This window comes from Paenibacillus sp. MAHUQ-63, from assembly GCF_028765165.1.
Classification (GTDB): Bacteria; Bacillota; Bacilli; order Paenibacillales; family NBRC-103111; genus Paenibacillus_E.
On the sequence record NZ_JARADB010000001.1, the window covers coordinates 1,150,128 to 1,167,430 of the forward strand.

Sequence of the window (17,303 nt, forward strand, 5' to 3'; positions counted from 1 at the left end):
TTTCTGCTCACAAGAGTACGCTATCATCTCCTTTTCGCTTCGGGCATCCTGAAGCACCTTATGCTCTTATTGTAAGGAGTGGAGAAAGCGCTAACATTCACAATTTATGGGGAAACAGAGATTATTTTTAGGTCGTGGATCCTTGCATCTGCTTTCGGTAATCCTTCGGTGTCAGACCGGTCGTTTGTTTGAACAGCTTCGCGAAGTAGTTCGGCAAATCATAGCCGATCATGCCGGATATTTCCGTAATTTTCAGATCGGTATTGGCCAGCAGCTGCTTCGCCTTCTCCATACGGAGTTCGATCAGATAATCGACGAAGCTCCGCCCCGTTTCCTTTTTGAACAAATGGCTGAAGTACGTCGCGTTCAAATGAACCTGCGAGGCGACCAACTGCAGAGGCAGCGGCTCCGCATAATGCTCCTCCATGTACCGGGCCGCCTTCTTGACGGCAGTCTCGCTGTACTTGTCCTGCCACTTCAAGAAGCTGCCCAGGAACCGCTCCAGCTCCTGTCGAACCCAGGCGTACACTTCGTCTCCGGAGGAGAGGCTGTGGAGCTTCCCGATGCGCTCCGTCAGCAGATAGGGCTCATGCTCGCCTTCGAACTGCTTGCGGGCCGTATCCTGCAGGGCGAAGCTCAGCGACAACGCTTCGATTTTGCCCGTTTCCGGCGGCATTCCCTGCACGTCCAGCAGCCTCATCTCCAAATACTGCTTCAATAGCTCTATCTGTCCGGCAGCGATATAAGCTGCGATTTGGTTAGAGACCAGCTGCTGGCGAACGCGGTTGATCCCGTATTCCCCAGCAGGACCGTTAGACGGCTCCTGCTCCGGCTCCGCCGGCAGCCCGTTCCCGGCCACCGCAGCCTCATATAAGTCGGCCAATCGGTTCAGGCTCATAACCGTGCCGGCCGGCTGCGGAGAGATCGCAATGCCGAGCAGACGCTGGACCGTCGCAGAGGCGGCTTGACCGACATGCAGCCCATCCACCGCCTGCGGCAGCAGCAGCGCAAAGCGCCCGTATTCGATCAGCAGGAGTTTGCCGGCAACGCCGTGGGCGTCCAGCACCTCGCTGATGATGTTCAGCATCGCAAACTGCAGCACTGGCACATCCCGCTTATGATACTGTTTGTGCGCCGGATAGAAATCCGTGACGGATAAGACGTACAGCCTCGTGCCGATCCATGCATGTTCCAGCTCCGCCGCCACCTCGAACCTGTACGGGAACCTGAGGAACATTCCCCTTAGCGTATTTTCGAGTAACAGCTGATGCTCGTTTTCCTTCTGCCTTAACTTGGCATGCCGCTCCTGTAGGGCGATCTCCACTTTGTCCAGGACGTCATAAATATCCTGTTTGCTGCATGGCTTAATCAGCAGGTCGAAAGCCCCGTAACGCAGCGCGGTTTGGGCATACTGGAAATCCTGATAGCCTGTAATCACGACGAACGTTATATCCGGGAATCGGACCTTCATCCGCTTGAGCAGCTCCAAGCCGTCCATCAGCGGCATACGAATATCCGTGATGACCAGATCAGGCTGACATCCCGCAATCAAGCTCTCGGCTTCCAGGCCGTTCTCCGCTTCCCCGCATACTTGCCAGTTCGTCCCGGAATCGGCGATCATTTTGGCCAATCCTTTGCGAAATAACGGCTCGTCTTCAACCAGCAGCAACTGATTCAACATCAGCACCTCCTATAGGGGCATAACCAGCTTCATAAGGCAAACTCAAACGCATCAACGTCCCCTGTTCCAGACGCTCTACGTCCAAACGGTACGGCTCGCCGTGCACGAGATCGATGCGCCGGATGACATTGCGGATCCCGATGCTCTCCCGCTCTCTGCCCGGGTCATAGACGGACTGGACGGCTGCAATGCTCTGTATCGCTTCCGGCCCAATACCGCAGCCGTTATCCTCGATTTCGATACACACATCCTCCCCCCGCCGGTATGCCCGAATCCATAATAACTTGTTGTCCGGCTGGTCCCGAAAAGCATGAACGAACACATTCTCCACCAGAGGCTGAAGCAGAAGCCGCTGCATGCGGCAGCCCGCCAGCCCTTCCTCCGCTTCGATACTTACCGACAACCCTTCGCCATGCCTCGCTTCCTGAATCGTGATATAGTTGCGGATTTGGGCCAACTCGTCCTGCAGCGTGCTCGGCGTGGAAACCGAAGCTAACGAATAGCGCAGCAGCTCGGATAAGGAGGTGACAAGCGAAGCCGTTTCCGCATCGTCATAGAGCAGAATAATTTTCCAATAGATCGAATTGAGCGCATTGTATAGAAAATGAGGATTAAGCTGGGCTTGCAGCGCCTTCAGCTCGGCTTCCTTCTCGCTCAGCTTGCTGATATATACCTCCTGAATTAACGATTGAATGTTCGCGACCATGCTATTAAAGCTCTCTGCCAGAAAAGCAAACTCATCGTTGGAGGTCTTGGCAATCTCCACCTGCAAATTGCCCTTACGCAGCTGCTGCATCGCTTGTACGAGCCTATGCAGCGGCTGAAGCAGCCTGCCGCTGAAGAACGATACGCTGAGCGCCATCAGCAAGACGCTGACAAGGCCGGAGATGAGCGCCACTTGGTACACGATCCGCCCTTTATCTTCGATATCGGCCAGGGATATGCCGCTCACCAGCGTAAAGGACCGGGCTTCGTAGACACTTTTCACGAACAAATAGTCGTCCCCTCCGTCACGCTCGATGAAGGTCTTCTCCCGGTTCCCCCATTCCGGCACGAACCCGGATCGCCCTTCAGGCTCTCTGCTGTAGAGAAGACGCTGATATTGATCGAATATATAAGCTCCGGAGGTATGGCCTTTCATGAGCGGTTCGAGCGTGCTTGCGAGGAAGGACTCGTCGATAACCATGATCAGCATCCCATACACCGCTTGCTGCTTCGTTGATTTCAGCACGCGCGCGGCGACAAGATTGCTCTTCGAGCCCGACGGATCCGAAGTATCCGGGATGTACATCCGCTGCCAGACGATTTCCGCCGTATTGTTGTTCATTCCCTTTTTGACCGCCTTATAAAATTCCGGAAAAGTCACCTGCATCGAAGCATTGGTGTGGCTGAAATAATTGTTGTTGCCCTGCAGGTCGACAATGTACAGCGCGCGTATTTGCGGCGTCTCGTTTTTCAAGGGAAGCAAAATATCCGCCAAATCCCGCTCCAGCACGAACCTTCGGTACGCCATACTCTCCCCTTCCGCGGGCTCCGCGTTCATGGCTTGGACTATCTGCTCCACGAGCGGATGGAAGAAGATAAAGTCCGTAATCCGGTACATATCCTGGATTTTGAAGCCGATCTGCTCCATCGTTTGCTCGCTTGTACTCTGATATTGTTTGCTGATCTCGCTTTCGAACAAATTCAAATAAACACGGTAGGACACATACCCGGTCACCACGGAGCACACAATGATAATCACTGACAAAGTCAAAATTAATTTCACTTTAAAATGCTGATTAATATATTGGAGGACCAAACGGTGCTTCATGCGAGCGAATCCACCACCTTCTACATTGCGTGCCGAGTAAGCGCTTAAATATTGAAATATGTACCATATTGTAATACAGCTGCACCGATCTCACATCCATTAATTATGGATAAAGGGATACGATTTTTGGATAGGCGGCCTTCCCCCCGCCAACAGGAAATAACCGAGGCTAGCGCCTCGGCTGTTTCTTGTGAATACTCGTGTGAGTGTATTCGGATTATCATATACAATTCCCCTTGTGGCGGGAAATCGGGTGATTCTATTCGAATTATCGCATACATTTTTCCGCTTCTAGCGGAAATTCCGATGGATATCGCGGCTTCGCTATCTACCCCGCATACCAGAACAGCGCATACTCCGTCATCACGGAAGCATGGCCCATCTGCCGCAGCATCGCCGTTACGTTCCCGCGGTGATAAGTGCCATGATTGACCACTTGCAGAATCATCTCGGCCAAACTCGTATCCCGCACGCCCGCATACGGATTATCAAGCACAATCGTCCGTCCCAAGTCCTCTTGGCTTCTCAGAAATGCTTGGAACCGATCCGCCAATTCCGCATACATGACCTCGATCTCTTGCATGGTCTTCGACTCCACTTCGGGCGTCAGCACGCGGGAATCGGCCATCGCTTCATGCATGCTTTTGCCGCTCATCATATCCAGCCAGCCTGCATCCACGATATAGATGTGCGCCATCGCTTGGGCCACCGTTCGAAAGACGCTTTGAACCTCTTGCCTGTAAATGTCTTCACCAAGCTTCCTCAGGTGTGTCAACATCGTCTGGTTCGCCCAAACATGGAAATCGTACATCTTTCTTACTTCTTGTGCACCTTGCAGCATCCGTATCGCTCCCTTTCATCGATCTTACTTATCTTCATTATAAGGTAGGTACAGTGACAACATAGTGTCAGTGAAAGAACACGGGCTTCTTTTTTTCTCAAAATACCGTTCGTTCGGTCACCTTTCACCGGTCGCCGGTTACCAGTCAGCAGGTCATCCGATCACCCCAGACTTTCCGCACTTTCCGCACTTTCCGCACTTCCCGCACTACCCGCACCTCCCAGACTTTCCAGACTTCCCGGACTTCCCGGACTTCCCGGACTTCCCGATCTTCCCGAATTTCCGGGAAATTAGATTTACGTCCTACGGCCGAACAGGAATTTGTCGGTTTATGGCGAAACATGTGTAGGTTGATCAATTTGTCAAATGCCATTATTACCAAAAGAGGACGTGAAATTGTTGAAACTTTTAACGCGCCGGCTCGTCGTATTGACTTTACTCTTCGGCACTAGCGGCTCAGTCGTGCAGGCTCAAGCGCCATTCGATACGGATAGCAACGGAATTCACATAGACGATCTCGTGAAACATATCCAAACCAACGGCCTTGCCGACGTGAACCAGGACGGACTCAACAACCGGTGGGATGTATCTGCGATGCTCGCGCAGGTCTCGCCTGTCAGCACGGAGCACGCTGTCACTACCGGCACCGTCACAGGTCTCGCGGTCGATCAAACCGGCCTGCCGCTCGCCCAATTAGCCGTCGCTCTGAATGGAACGACTACTTCCGCATATACCGATACGGAGGGGCGTTATACGATTACGGACATCGCCGCATCCACAGGCAATGTCGTTACATCGGCCGTCTATGGCGCGGAGTCGGCCCCTTTCGCCGTATTGGCCGGGCAAACGACCTCATTGAGAGCCCCCCTTCAAGTGACCTTGCCTACAGGCACTGTGACGGGCACCGTCTACAACGCTGACATGATTCCTATGTCCGGCGTCACCGTGACATTAGGCATCGGATCCTCCGTATCGGAACCGCCGACTTCTACCGTCACGGACAGCCAGGGACGCTTCAGCATGGCGAATGTGCCTGTCGGCCAGCGCAGCTTCTATGCCAGCTCGCCGCTTGGCTTCACCGCCTTCGGTGTAAATGTGCAGGAAGGCGCCAATGACACGAGCACGATCATAGGGGCTCAATATGTGACCGTCACAGGCATTGCCTATGATTCCCATTACACCCCGCTGGCCGATGCGCAGATTACGATGGTGACGGCTAACGGCAATCTCGTTACGACGACGACCTCGGCAGCTGACGGCACATTCTCCTTCTCGAACGCCGTCAAGGGGATGACCTTCACTTGGCATATGAGTAAGCAGGGGTATATGGATGCTGCCATGACACTCATGGCTTCGAGTCCAACCGACGTCCACAACCGGTACTTCCTAACGGTAAGCCACACTCCCGTCCGTACGGATCACGATCTTGCATATGCCGCCGGCGTGAATGTCGATCGCTTTAACGTCGACCTCGGGGGCTACGCCGGCCCCGTTCGGCGAAGCTATTCGACGTACTCGTACCTGATTTCGGAGAGGCTGGATGAACCGAATAACCAGATTGCATTCGTCGGCGATCTGGACAGACTGAACGCAGCCCTGCTCGATCCGACAGTCAGCACCATTTATGTTTACCAATCGATCGCCGGTACACAGCCTCGAGAAATCGTCAGCCCGTCCCGTCCGGTCAGCATCGTCAGCGGCACGGACCGGTTCGTTCAAGCCACATTGCCTGCGGCGTCCTCCTTGAGCTGGACGAACGTGAGGCAGGTCGATTATGGCGATATTTTCGGCTTCGTAAGATCGTTTGACAATCAGACGGTGATTATGGCATCGGTTCAACTAAGCGGAGCGTCAACGGCTACGACATATACAGATGGCAGCGGCTTCTACCGGTTTAAAGATCTGAGCTTCGGAACCTACACGGTGACTGCCTCCCGATCCGGCCAATATGCGCCGCAGTCGTTCACCGTCGACACGAACGCGGCTCCGTTTTTCCTGAATTTCAGCTTGGAATACACGGCACAGCAAATAGCTCACACAATGGAAATTCCACAGCCTGCCGCAGGACAGCAGCAATTGGCCATGCCGGCAGTTCCATCCGGCTATACAGTCGCTATCGATAGCAGCAACGATGTGCTGAAAATATCGCCAAGCGGCGCTATTACACTAGGTGCTACTACCCAGTACGTAACGGTCATTTTCAGAGTTACGCATGGCTCCGACGTCGGCTACCGTTCCGCCACGATTACCGTTCCAGGATACACAGGTTCCTGACTAACAAAAAGATCAGCTAAATCAACAGATTTGGCTGATCTTTCTTATTTTCCACGAAACATAGAATTCGCGTAAGTTCCGCCTATTCCGCAGCGCCCGCCTTTTTCCCCGCCACGATCGTAAACTCCCATGGGATATTCTCCTTGTTCCATCCGCGATGCTCGTCGAATCTCTCCAGCGCAAATCCCGCCTCTATAACGGCATTGATAATTTCGCTGAGCGTGAACGAGCGAAGCATGACAGGGGGAAACTGTTCCTGCTCCTCCTCCTCGAAGAAGCCTTTATAAGCGAGATCCCCACGGCGCAGCTCCGTATCGAAATACTTCACTTCCTCCGGCCCCGCAGCTCCAAGACACCGCCTCAAGGGATGGAAATCGCTGAGCACCAGCTGGCCTCCCGTTCGGAGCAGCGCGTACAGAATCGACATGAAGGTCCCGATCTCATGGAAATAATGCAGAATGCCGCCCTCTAAATATAGGATATCGAAATACCCGCCATACTTCTCCCGGTCAATTTCATAAATATCCGTGACCACATAATCGATCGACGCGCCGGCATGTGCGGCCAGCTCCAAGGCATATCGGCGGTTTTCCTCCGATATATCGAAAACGGTGACATCCGCACCTAACAAAGCGAGAGGAACCGCCTTCCTGCCGTTCGAACCGCACAGATTGGCAATCTTGCGTCCCGCCGCATGGGCCAGATAGGTTTGGTGCTTTTTGAGGCAGGCAAGCGGGTTCCTTACGATCTCAGCCGCTTTCTCTTCCGGCGAACCATGGTGTTTCGTCCAAAACTCATAGGCGCGATATTCCCAGGCTCTCTTATTCAGCGCGCTTTGCTCATTCATTCGCCGCTCACCGCTTTCGCATTGCCGAAACGATGAATGCCGAAGTCTGTAATCGACGAGGCGAGTATGGCATCCCTTAACGGATGCAGATTCGGTGTAAATCTGACATCGATGTTCAGCTGCATGAGGCGGTCCAGGAGCCGGGTCATCGGCTCAACTTCAAGCGGCACGACGGTCTCCCGGGAAATATAATAGCCCGCACAAGCATCGAACAATTGAAACGTGTCCTCCGGCATCCTGTATCTATAAAGTGTTGTGCGTTGAATTCGTTCATACCAGCCGGTTTCAACCGTCACGACAATATTGGAGGAAGTTAGGCCGAAAAATTGCTTTTCATCCGCAGCGGACATGCCCCCGTTCCTGGTGTACACAATTCGCGGACAATCTCTCGGAAAATAAAACGTAAACGCATGTTCCTCATCGATCGCCCAGACGACCGGAGGCATATCTCGGCGATTGTCCTTCACTCTCGGCATGAAAACTTCAATTCCGCTTTCCTCACTGAAATGATACAGCTGCATGGGCCACTCCTTCCGTCCTGTAGGGAATTAACAGCTTTTACCTTCTCCCAGATCTTCGCTATGGAGTTCTAGGTTTCCTGCTGCTAGCCCGTCAGTGGCCGGCTCCACAATGTTAGGTGGTCACGCGGGCGATCATCTGATCGCGCCTTGGACCAACAGAAACGGTCTTGAACTTGACGCCGACCGCCGACTCGATGAAGTCGATATACTGAATGGCTGCTTCCGGCAGGTCATCCAGCGTCCGGGCTTGCGTAATATCGCAATTCCATCCAGGCAGCCGCGTGATAACCGGTTTCGCCCCGGCCAGCTTCGCGGTTACGGGGAACCGATCGACAACCGTGCCGTCTTCCAGCTCGTAACCGATACAAACAGGGATCTCATCCAGATACCCTAGTACATCGAGATTCGTCAACACGGCCTCCGTCGCCCCCTGAATCATGCAGCCATACCGGGTCGCTACCGCATCGAACCAGCCCACGCGTCTAGGGCGGCCTGTCACTACGCCGTACTCGCCTGCGTCCCCGCCCCGGCGTCTCAGCTCTTCTGCCTCATCGCCCTGCAGTTCGGTCACGAAGGGCCCTGCTCCAACGCAGCTGGCGTACGCCTTGACCACTGCAACCACATCCGTGATGCTATGCGCGGGAATGCCCGCTCCGACAGGCGCGAAGCCGGCCAGCGTTGACGAAGACGTCGAGAACGGATAAATCCCGTGATCCGGATCGCGCAGCGCTCCAAGCTGCCCTTCCAGCAGAATCGGCTCCCCCCGCCGAATTGCCGAATGTAGCAGCTCCGTCGTATTGCCCAGATACGGCGCTATGGATTGGCCCAACCCTAGAAGGTGGTCCAGCATCTCGCTTGCATACATCGCGGGGCGACCGTACAGATGCTGGAGCAGCGTATTTTTGGCCGGAAGCAGGTGATCGAGCCGGTCCCGAAGCCTCTTCTCGTCCAGCAAATCGGCGGCCTGAATGCCGAGCTTCGCATACTTGTCAGCATAAAATGGCGCAATACCGCGCTTCGTCGAACCGAAGCTCCGCTCGCCAAGCCGCGCTTCTTCCAGCTCATCGAACAGGCGATGAACCGGCAGCACGACCTGCGCCCTCTCCGAAACACACAGCTGCGGCTGCGGCACTCCCCTGGATGCGAGCTCCTGCAGCTCGCCTAACAGCACCTCGATGTCGAGCGCCGCTCCCGGACCGATCACATTCGTCACTTTCGGATAAAACACACCCGATGGCAGCATCCGCAGAGCAAACTTGCCATAGTCGTTAATGATCGTATGGCCTGCGTTGCTCCCCCCTTGAAACCGCACGACATAAGCCGATGTTGCCGCCAGCACGTCCGTTACCTTCCCTTTGCCCTCGTCGCCCCAATTCGCGCCTACAATTGCCTTTACTGTCAATGTATTCGCCTCCCAGCCTTGTTATTGATTACATCGCTAATTATAATGTCTAGATAAGGCATTAGAGAAATTGATATAACTAATACTTGATATAAAAGGAAGTAATGCTAAATGGACGTTAACATGGAGTGGTACCGCACCTTCTATTGGACTGCCCGGTCAGGCAGCCTGTCCCGGGCGGCGGAGCGTCTGCACATCACGCAGCCTGCGGTAAGCCACACGCTCAAGCAATTGGAAGAGAAGCTTGGCGGTCCGTTATTTTTTCGGACATCCAAGGGTGTTAAGCTTACGGCGGAGGGCGAAGTGCTGTTCCGGTACGTGGAACAAGCCTTCAGCTTCATGGAGAGCGGCGAAAAGGCGATTGCGGAGATGCACAACCTGCACAGCGGGGAGATCAACATCGGTGCAAGCGATACGCTGTGCAGACACTTTTTGCTGCCCTATTTGGAGCAATTTCATGAGCGCTACCCGGCGATCCGCATTCACGTCACGAACAGAACGACGCCTGAGACGCTTGCGCTGCTCAAGGACGGTAAAATCGACTTCGGCCTCGTCCACCTGCCCGCCGCAGACAAAGCAATCGAATTTCGCGAGAGCTCCGCGATTCACGACTGCCTCGTCGGCGGCAAACGGTTCGCTGCGGCTGGTTCCGGGCAGCCGCTGCCGCTTAGCGAGCTGATGGATTACCCGCTGCTTATGCTGGAGCCGGGAGGCAGCACGCGGCGGTATATCGATGACTACGCGGCTGCGCACGGTGTGCGGCTTAAGCCGGAATTCGAGCTGGGCAGCCTCGATTTGCTCGGGCAATTCGCACGTAGCGGCTTCGGCCTCGCCTTCGTCATCCGCGAATACGTTGCGGACGAGATCGCTGCCGGCGCGCTCTTCGAGGTGCCGCTATCTCCGCCGATTCCCGAGCGGCGAATCGGCATCGCAACGTTAAGAGGCGTTCCGCTATCAGCCGCGTCGAAGTCTTTTCTCCGCTTGCTCCCCTAGCGTTAAAGCTGCGCACAAGTAACCTGCCTTCGCTGCTCAAACCTGCATGCATGCCGCACTCCTCTTCTCCGGCTCACCAACATTCAAGCTGCAGCCGTTTCCTGAGCCGATGGGAGAGTGTCCGGAAGGTCGCATGGAGGGAATCGAGGGAACGAAGGGGATGGGAATACCTGTAAATAAGCGCTAATTCGTGTTAGACTGTTTAGTATCCTGTTTACCATGGCTAGTCCGTTCAATCCAAGCATAGGATGGACTTATGATGGACGAAGGAGGCTGAAGATGACATGGCACCAATTAAACCGATTATGGATACGGCAACAGCCCAAGCTCTACTGGAGCGAATCTTAAAAAGCCCGGTTACCGACGTACAGCCGATAGACCAAGGCGAAGTTAGCAAAGTGTTCAGTTTCCGACAGCAGCAGCAGTCCTTCATCGTTCATTTCAATAGCGGCAGCGATGGCTTCGTGCGCGAGCGATATATCCACGCAACGTTCTCGCCACAAGGCGTACCGGCTCCTCGCGTACGCGAGATCGGCCGGGCGAACGAAGATTTATGTTATGCCATTGCCGATAAAGTGCCCGGACGGACGATCATTTCGTATCCGATTGAGGATATCCGGAGGATCCTTCCGGACGTCGTTGAGCAATTCGCATTAATTAACCGCTTACAATTAGGGGGAACCAAAGGATACGGCTGGATTCAGCCATCCGGCGACGGCTCCCACGATACGTGGACGGACTTCCTGGCATCCTTCTTTCTCGAGAAGCAGACCGGCTTCTGGGAGGGGTGGTTTGCGCTATTCGAGACCACCTTCCTGGAAAAGAAAGTGTTCGACAGGCTGTATGGCGTCATGATGGAGCTGGCCAAGCATTCACCTGAGCAGCGCTATGTCGTACATGGGGATTTTCATCTGGGGAACATGCTTTCGGACGGTAACAAGGTAACCGGTATTGTCGATTGGGAGATGGCCTTCTACGGTGACTTCGTCTTCGATTTGGCCTCCCAGCACCTCTGGACCCCGCAGCTGCAAATTCCCGACATGGTGCGCAGCGCCTGGGCCGACCGCGGGCAGGAGATCCCCCATTTCGAAGATCGGCTGAAGTGCGCCCTGCTTTTCAAAGGCATCGACGGACTGCGATTCTATGCCAAGAAAGACGACCGGAACGCTTACGAGAGTGTGAAAGCGGAACTGCTGCGGTTGGTGAAGTGAGTGGAAGACGCATGAAGGCGTGCTGCTGTTTCCCGATCCATAGGCCTTGAAATAACAAAGCTCCCAAGCACCGAGCCGTCCATCCGCCCAGTGCTTGGAAGCTGCAATTAATCAAAATCGTATCTTTGCTCCGCCCAGGGATCGCCGTACATATGGTACCCGTTCCGCTCCCAGAAGCCCGGCTTATCCTTCGGCATAAACTCAATGCCGCGCAGCCACTTAGCGCTCTTCCAGAAATATAGATGCGGCACGACCATACGCACCGGAGCGCCATGGTCCGGGGTCAACAGCGCGCCATTGTGGCGGACGCCAAGGAAGGACGTCTCCCGCAGGAAGTCCTCCAGCGGCAGGTTCGTCGTCCAGCCATGCTCCGCATGCAGCATCACATGCGTTACCTCCGGTTTCAGCTTCACCCGCTTCATGATCTCCGCAACCGCGATGCCCTCCCAGACGTTGTCCAGCTTAGACCACGTCGTCACACAGTGGATATCATTCGTGAACTCCTGACGCGGCAGGGCCAGGAACTCTTGATACGATAGCGTGACCTCCTCCTCAACCAAGCCGAAGATGCGCAAATCCCATTTGCTCATATCGTTATAATAAGGCACGGATCCGTAATGAAGCACCGGGAAGCCTTGGGTCAGCGTTTGCCCAGGCGGTATACGGTCATTCTGTTCATGTTCCTGTGACGGCTTATGACCAAATTGCATGACGGCCTCCTACTCGTTGCCGATGTAAGCGGCATACTCATCCGCTGTAAGCAGACCCTCAAGAGCGTCAGCGCCGGAAACCTCAACCTCGACCATCCAGCCTTCGCCGAACGGTGCGCTGTTGACCAGTTCCGGAGAGCTTTCCAAGGTTCCGTTCACGTTCGTCACTTTACCGGACACAGGCGAGAAAATATCCGAAACCGTCTTGACGGATTCAACACTGCCGATGCTTTCGTTCGCGGTAATGGATGCGCCGGCTTTCGGCAGCTCGACGAATACAATATCCCCCAATTGATCCTGGGCGAAGTCCGTAATACCGACGCGGACTACCGTGTCCGACAGCTTTTCTACCCACTCGTGCTCTTTGGTATATAACAAATTCGCTTGTACATTACTCATCGTTTACACCCTCGCTTACATCCAAATTTTGCTTATAGCTTAATCTAACGGGAACATCCATGTCAAGGCGGACATAGGCAAGGACAACCGGCGGCGCAAGCCTGTACGGAACAAGCCCGTTTGGTTGGTTCGGCTAAAAATTTATTCAAATTTACAATTGACATTTCACACCACTCTAGGCAAATATTAATACTATACTACAAATTGAATATTGGCGAATGATGGTACAGGGAGAGACCGCAAGGCAAGCTAGCGGCGCCGAAGGAGTAAGCCCGGATGTGGTGAATCTCTCAGGCAAAAGGACCTGTATCGGACGCATCTCTGGAGAGCTTCGATCACCGCAGGCAGCGGGGAGTCGGACACCCAAGGGGAAACTCGGCGAGCGGCCGAGGTAACTCTCAGGTACAAAGGACAGGGCAAAAGGTATGTTTGTGTTGCATATCTTTTGCTCTTTTTTGCGTGCCTGCAATTTTTGGTGATTTTGGGCAACCTAGGGTAAGTACATTATCGAAGGCGAGGGTAAAGCATGCTGAAACGAACACCGCTCTTTCCGGTTTATGCGGAGCATGGAGCGCGAGTTATTGATTTTGGTGGCTGGGAGCTGCCGGTGCAGTTTACGGGGATTCAAAAAGAGCACGACGCCGTCAGGCAGCAAGCCGGGCTTTTTGATGTGTCGCACATGGGGGAGGTCAAGGTTACCGGCGTAGGCGCCCTGCCTTTCCTGCAGCTAATCACCACCAACGATGTTGCCAAGCTAGAAGACGGCAGCTGCCAATACAGCCTTATGTGTTATCCCGACGGCGGCGTCGTAGACGATCTGCTCGTTTACAAATTAGGCACGAATGACTACATGCTCGTCATCAACGCCTCCAACATCGATAAAGATGTGGCCTGGATGCGGCAAAACGCCATGGACAATGTCACGATCACGGACATTTCCGATGAAACCGCCATGCTCGCGCTGCAAGGTCCTCATGCCGAGCGCATTATAGCCAAACTTACGAAGGCTCCCGTTCATACTTTGAAAACGTTTCGATTCCTCGCCAATGTAGACGTTGCCGGCATTAACGCTCTGCTGTCCCGCACAGGCTACACCGGCGAAGACGGTTTCGAGCTGTATATCGACGCCAAGGACGCCGCTTTACTGTGGAAGCTGCTTCTGAAGGCCGGCGAAGAACATGGCCTGGTTCCGGCCGGCTTAGGCGCCCGCGATACGCTGCGTTTCGAAGCGCGTCTTCCCCTCTACGGACAGGAGCTTTCCCAAGACATTTCGCCGCTGGAGGCCGGTCTCTCTTATTTCGTAAAGCTGGATAAGGGCGACTTCATCGGGCGCGAGGTCCTTGCCGGGCAGAAAGCAAACGGCACGCCGCGCAAGCTCGTCGGTATTGAGATGATCGAGCGTGGCATCCCGCGTCCGCATTACCGAGTATTCAACACGGACGGCAGCCCGATCGGGGAGGTGACCACAGGCACCCAATCCCCTACGTTCAAAACGAATGTCGGCCTCGCCTTAATCGATTCCGCCTACAGCGCGCCGGGGACGGAATTGCTTGTGGAAATTCGCGGGGCACAGGTGAAGGCCAAGGTCGTCGCCACCCCGTTTTACAAAAGAAAGCCGTGACCAGAGAGGAGCAAGCCCTTATCATGACGTACCGCCATCGCTATTTGCCTATTACCGAGCAGGATCAGCAAGACATGCTGGAAACGATCGGCATCTCTTCCATGGAAGAGATGTTTCAAGATATTCCGCAGCAAGTGCGCTTCCAGGGCGAGCTGAACGTTTCGAAGGCGCTCGACGAGCAGGGCCTCCTGCGCTATATGCGCGGTCTCGCCTCCCGCAACGCCGACTTCGACCGCTACGCCAGCTTCCTCGGCGCGGGCATCTACGATCATCACCTGCCTGTGGTGATTAACCATGTGATCTCGCGGTCGGAATTTTACACCGCGTACACGCCTTATCAGCCGGAGATCTCCCAAGGGGAGCTGCAGGCGATTTTTGAGTTTCAGTCGTACATTTGCGAGCTCACCGGCATGGCCGTAGCGAACGCCTCGATGTACGACGGGGCCACGGCGCTGGCCGAAGCCGGCGCCCTCGCCAGCGGCGCGACGAAGCGCAGCCGGCTGCTCGTCTCCCGCGCGGTGCACCCGGAAGCGCGCGCTATCCTGCGCACGACCGCCCGCGGGCTGAACTTGGAAGTGGTCGAGATCGGCCTCACGCCGGAGGGCGTGACCGACTTCGCCGACCTCGCTTCCAAGGCCGAAGGCGCGGCCGCCGTCATCCTCCAATCGCCGAATTTCTTCGGCTGTCTGGAGGATATCCGGGCGGCAGAGCCGATCGCGCACGGCGCGGGCGCACTGCTCGTCGTGAGCGCGAACCCGCTCACGCTCGGGCTGCTGGAGGCGCCGGGCAAGCTCGGCGCCGACATCGTCGTCGGCGACTGCCAGCCGCTCGGCATCCCGGCCGCGCTCGGCGGGCCGACCTGCGGCTACTTCGCCGTCGCCGAAAGCTGGATGCGCCGCATGCCGGGGCGCATCGTCGGGCAAACCGTAGACCGCGCGGGCAAGCGCGGGTTCGTGCTGACGCTGCAAGCGCGGGAGCAGCACATCCGGCGTGAGAAAGCCACGTCGAACATCTGCTCCAACCAGGCGCTTCTCGCGCTCTGCGCATCCGTGTACTTGTCCACGATGGGCAAGCAAGGCATACAGGACGTCGGCAAGCTGAACGTCCAGAAAGCCCACTACGCCGCGAACCGTCTCGCAGCCGGCGGGAAGCTCTCGCTGCCTTTCACCGGCAGCTTCTTCAACGAATTCGCCGTCAAGCTGCCTGACGGCACAGATGTGCAGGAGCTGAACCGTAAGCTCCTGCAGCGCGGCTTCATCGGCGGCTATGACTTGGGCCGTGATGATCCCGAGCTCGCCGGCCATATGCTGATTGCCGTCACAGAGCAAAGAACCCGCGAAGAAATCGACAGCTTCGCAGCCGCATTGGAGGAACTCGTATGACGATGAGCGATAACAACAACGTGAATGTGAGTAGCGACGGCAAAGCGCTCATATTCGAAATGAGCCACCCCGGCCGTGTCGCCTATTCCTTACCGGAATCCGACGTCCCGGAAGTGGAACTGAACGAAGCGCTGCCGGCCAAATTTCAGCGCCAGAGCGCCCCGGAGCTGCCGGAAGTCTATGAAGTGGACGTCATCCGCCACTATACCGCTCTGTCCCGGCGCAACTTCGGGATCGACAACGGCTTCTACCCGCTGGGCTCCTGCACGATGAAATACAACCCCAAAATCAACGAAGACGTAGCCCGCTTCCCGGGCTTCGCCAAAATACATCCGTACCAGCCGGAAGAATCGCTGCAAGGCGCCCTGGAACTGCTGTACAATCTCCAACAAGATCTTGAAGCCATCACCGGAATGGATCGCGTAACCTTGCAGCCTGCGGCCGGCGCTCACGGCGAATGGACCGGGCTCATGATGATCCGCGCCTACCATGAGAGCCGCGGCGAGAAGCGGACCAAGGTCATCTGCCCCGATTCTGCGCACGGCACGAATCCGGCCAGCGCTACGGTCGCCGGGTTCGAGACCGTTACGATCAAGTCCGACGAACGCGGCCTCGTGAATCTGGATGAGCTGCGCCAAGCGGTCGGACCGGATACGGCCGCGCTGATGCTCACGAATCCGAACACGCTCGGCCTGTTCGAGGAGCAGATCGTCGAGATCGCAGCGATCGTGCATGAAGCCGGCGGGCTGCTCTATTACGACGGCGCCAACGCCAATGCCATCATGGGCATCACGCGTCCCGGCGACATGGGCTTCGACGTCGTGCATCTTAACCTGCACAAGACGATGAGCACGCCGCACGGCGGCGGCGGTCCGGGAGCCGGTCCCGTCGGCGTCAAAGAGAAGCTCATTCCGTTCCTGCCGACGCCGCTTGTGGCGAAGAAGGAGGACGGCAGCTTTTATTTCGACTACAACTATCCGCAATCGATCGGCCGCGTCAAAGGCTACTACGGCAACTTCGGCATCCTCGTGCGCGCTTACACGTACATCCGGACGTACGGTCCGGAAGGTCTGCGCAAAGTGTCCGAGTTCGCCGTGCTGAACGCCAATTACATGCTGGCTCGGTTGACGCCGTACTTCGATGTGCCGCACCCGCGCTTCTGCAAGCATGAATTCGTGCTGTCGGGCAACCGCCAGAAGAAGCTCGGCGTCCGCACGCTCGATATCGCCAAGCGATTGCTCGACTTCGGCTATCACCCGCCGACGATCTACTTCCCGCTGAATGTGGAAGAGTGCATCATGATCGAGCCGACCGAAACCGAAAGCAAGCAAACGCTGGACGCTTTCATCGACACGATGATCCTGATCGCCAAGGAAGCCGAGGAGAATCCGGATATCGTCAAAAATGCGCCGTACACCACGGTCGTCAGCCGCTTGGACGAAGCATTGGCCGCGCGCAAGCCTGTGCTCAACTGTTCGTGCGGATAAAACAAAGGGGCTGCCTCGATGGCAGCCCCTTGTTTCGCTCGCTAACCGGCCGAGCTGACGGTCCTGCGCCGCGCTAACGGACACCGGCGTTGTTAATTACTCAATGGAGGCCGATCTCGAC

Annotated in this window: 14 protein-coding genes and 2 riboswitches; of the genes, 6 read left to right on the forward strand and 8 right to left on the reverse strand. The window is 55.7% G+C overall.

Going from position 1 to position 17,303, the window contains the following annotated elements:
- Positions 1-127 precede the first annotated feature (127 nt).
- The 3 genes from PUT07_RS05015 to PUT07_RS05025 all read right to left on the reverse strand — a co-directional run bounded on the left by PUT07_RS05015 (position 128) and on the right by PUT07_RS05025 (position 4,335).
- A complete protein-coding gene (locus PUT07_RS05015; RefSeq protein WP_274466701.1) occupies positions 128-1,681 on the reverse strand; it encodes a response regulator transcription factor in 1,554 nt (517 codons plus the stop codon).
- Complete coding sequence (locus PUT07_RS05020; protein ID WP_274466702.1) at positions 1,656-3,494, reverse strand: cache domain-containing sensor histidine kinase; 1,839 nt, start codon at positions 3,492-3,494, stop codon at positions 1,656-1,658. The genes PUT07_RS05015 and PUT07_RS05020 overlap by 26 nt, the downstream gene beginning before the upstream one ends.
- 328 nt (positions 3,495-3,822) lie before the next feature.
- The gene (locus PUT07_RS05025) at positions 3,823-4,335 is read right to left on the reverse strand and encodes a DinB family protein (RefSeq protein ID WP_274466703.1); all 513 of its coding nucleotides are present in this window, start codon (positions 4,333-4,335) and stop codon (positions 3,823-3,825) included.
- 396 nt (positions 4,336-4,731) lie between these two features.
- On the opposite strand from PUT07_RS05025, the gene PUT07_RS05030 reads away from it, so the two are divergent.
- Positions 4,732-6,609: a carboxypeptidase regulatory-like domain-containing protein gene (locus PUT07_RS05030; protein WP_274466704.1), complete on the forward strand. Its 1,878-nt coding sequence runs from the start codon at positions 4,732-4,734 to the stop codon at positions 6,607-6,609.
- 82 nt (positions 6,610-6,691) lie between these two features.
- Here the strand turns inward: PUT07_RS05030 and PUT07_RS05035 are convergent, their stop codons facing one another.
- The 3 genes from PUT07_RS05035 to PUT07_RS05045 form a co-directional block, all read right to left on the reverse strand.
- Positions 6,692-7,456, reverse strand: a complete 765-nt coding sequence (locus tag PUT07_RS05035; protein ID WP_274466705.1) for a class I SAM-dependent methyltransferase — start codon at positions 7,454-7,456, stop codon at positions 6,692-6,694.
- On the reverse strand, positions 7,453-7,977 hold the full coding sequence (locus PUT07_RS05040) for a DUF6886 family protein (protein WP_274466706.1): 525 nt from the start codon (positions 7,975-7,977) through the stop codon (positions 7,453-7,455). The genes PUT07_RS05035 and PUT07_RS05040 overlap by 4 nt, the downstream gene beginning before the upstream one ends.
- Positions 7,978-8,089: 112 nt before the next feature.
- Complete coding sequence (locus PUT07_RS05045; protein WP_274466707.1) at positions 8,090-9,379, reverse strand: adenylosuccinate synthase; 1,290 nt, start codon at positions 9,377-9,379, stop codon at positions 8,090-8,092.
- Positions 9,380-9,490: 111 nt separating this feature from the next.
- Here PUT07_RS05045 and PUT07_RS05050 point away from each other — a divergent pair, with 111 nt between their 5' ends.
- On the forward strand, positions 9,491-10,372 hold the full coding sequence (locus tag PUT07_RS05050) for a LysR family transcriptional regulator (protein ID WP_274466708.1): 882 nt from the start codon (positions 9,491-9,493) through the stop codon (positions 10,370-10,372).
- A 284-nt stretch (positions 10,373-10,656) separates the two neighbouring features.
- Entirely contained in the window at positions 10,657-11,583 is a 927-nt protein-coding gene (locus PUT07_RS05055; RefSeq protein WP_274466709.1) for a phosphotransferase family protein, read from the forward strand.
- A gap of 107 nt (positions 11,584-11,690) precedes the next feature.
- Here the strand turns inward: PUT07_RS05055 and PUT07_RS05060 are convergent, their stop codons facing one another.
- A complete protein-coding gene (locus PUT07_RS05060; protein WP_274466710.1) occupies positions 11,691-12,293 on the reverse strand; it encodes a sulfite oxidase-like oxidoreductase in 603 nt (200 codons plus the stop codon).
- A gap of 9 nt (positions 12,294-12,302) precedes the next feature.
- Positions 12,303-12,692, reverse strand: a complete 390-nt coding sequence (gene gcvH / locus PUT07_RS05065) for a glycine cleavage system protein GcvH (RefSeq protein ID WP_274466711.1) — start codon at positions 12,690-12,692, stop codon at positions 12,303-12,305.
- A gap of 218 nt (positions 12,693-12,910) precedes the next feature.
- Positions 12,911-13,008, forward strand: a riboswitch (glycine riboswitch).
- Between the two features lie 3 nt (positions 13,009-13,011).
- Positions 13,012-13,109, forward strand: a riboswitch (glycine riboswitch).
- 109 nt (positions 13,110-13,218) lie between these two features.
- On the opposite strand from gcvH, the gene gcvT reads away from it, so the two are divergent.
- Genes gcvT through gcvPB form a run of 3 tightly spaced genes read left to right on the forward strand, consistent with a single transcriptional unit; the run spans position 13,219 to position 17,182 of the window.
- Positions 13,219-14,313: a glycine cleavage system aminomethyltransferase GcvT gene (gene gcvT, locus PUT07_RS05070; RefSeq protein ID WP_274466712.1), complete on the forward strand. Its 1,095-nt coding sequence runs from the start codon at positions 13,219-13,221 to the stop codon at positions 14,311-14,313.
- Between the two features lie 23 nt (positions 14,314-14,336).
- Positions 14,337-15,695 (forward strand): aminomethyl-transferring glycine dehydrogenase subunit GcvPA, encoded by a 1,359-nt coding sequence (gene gcvPA, locus PUT07_RS05075; protein ID WP_274466713.1) that lies wholly within the window; start codon positions 14,337-14,339, stop codon positions 15,693-15,695.
- The gene (gene gcvPB / locus PUT07_RS05080; RefSeq protein WP_379239616.1) at positions 15,692-17,182 is read left to right on the forward strand and encodes an aminomethyl-transferring glycine dehydrogenase subunit GcvPB; all 1,491 of its coding nucleotides are present in this window, start codon (positions 15,692-15,694) and stop codon (positions 17,180-17,182) included. Before gcvPA ends, gcvPB begins: the two co-directional genes overlap by 4 nt.
- Positions 17,183-17,303 lie beyond the last annotated feature (121 nt).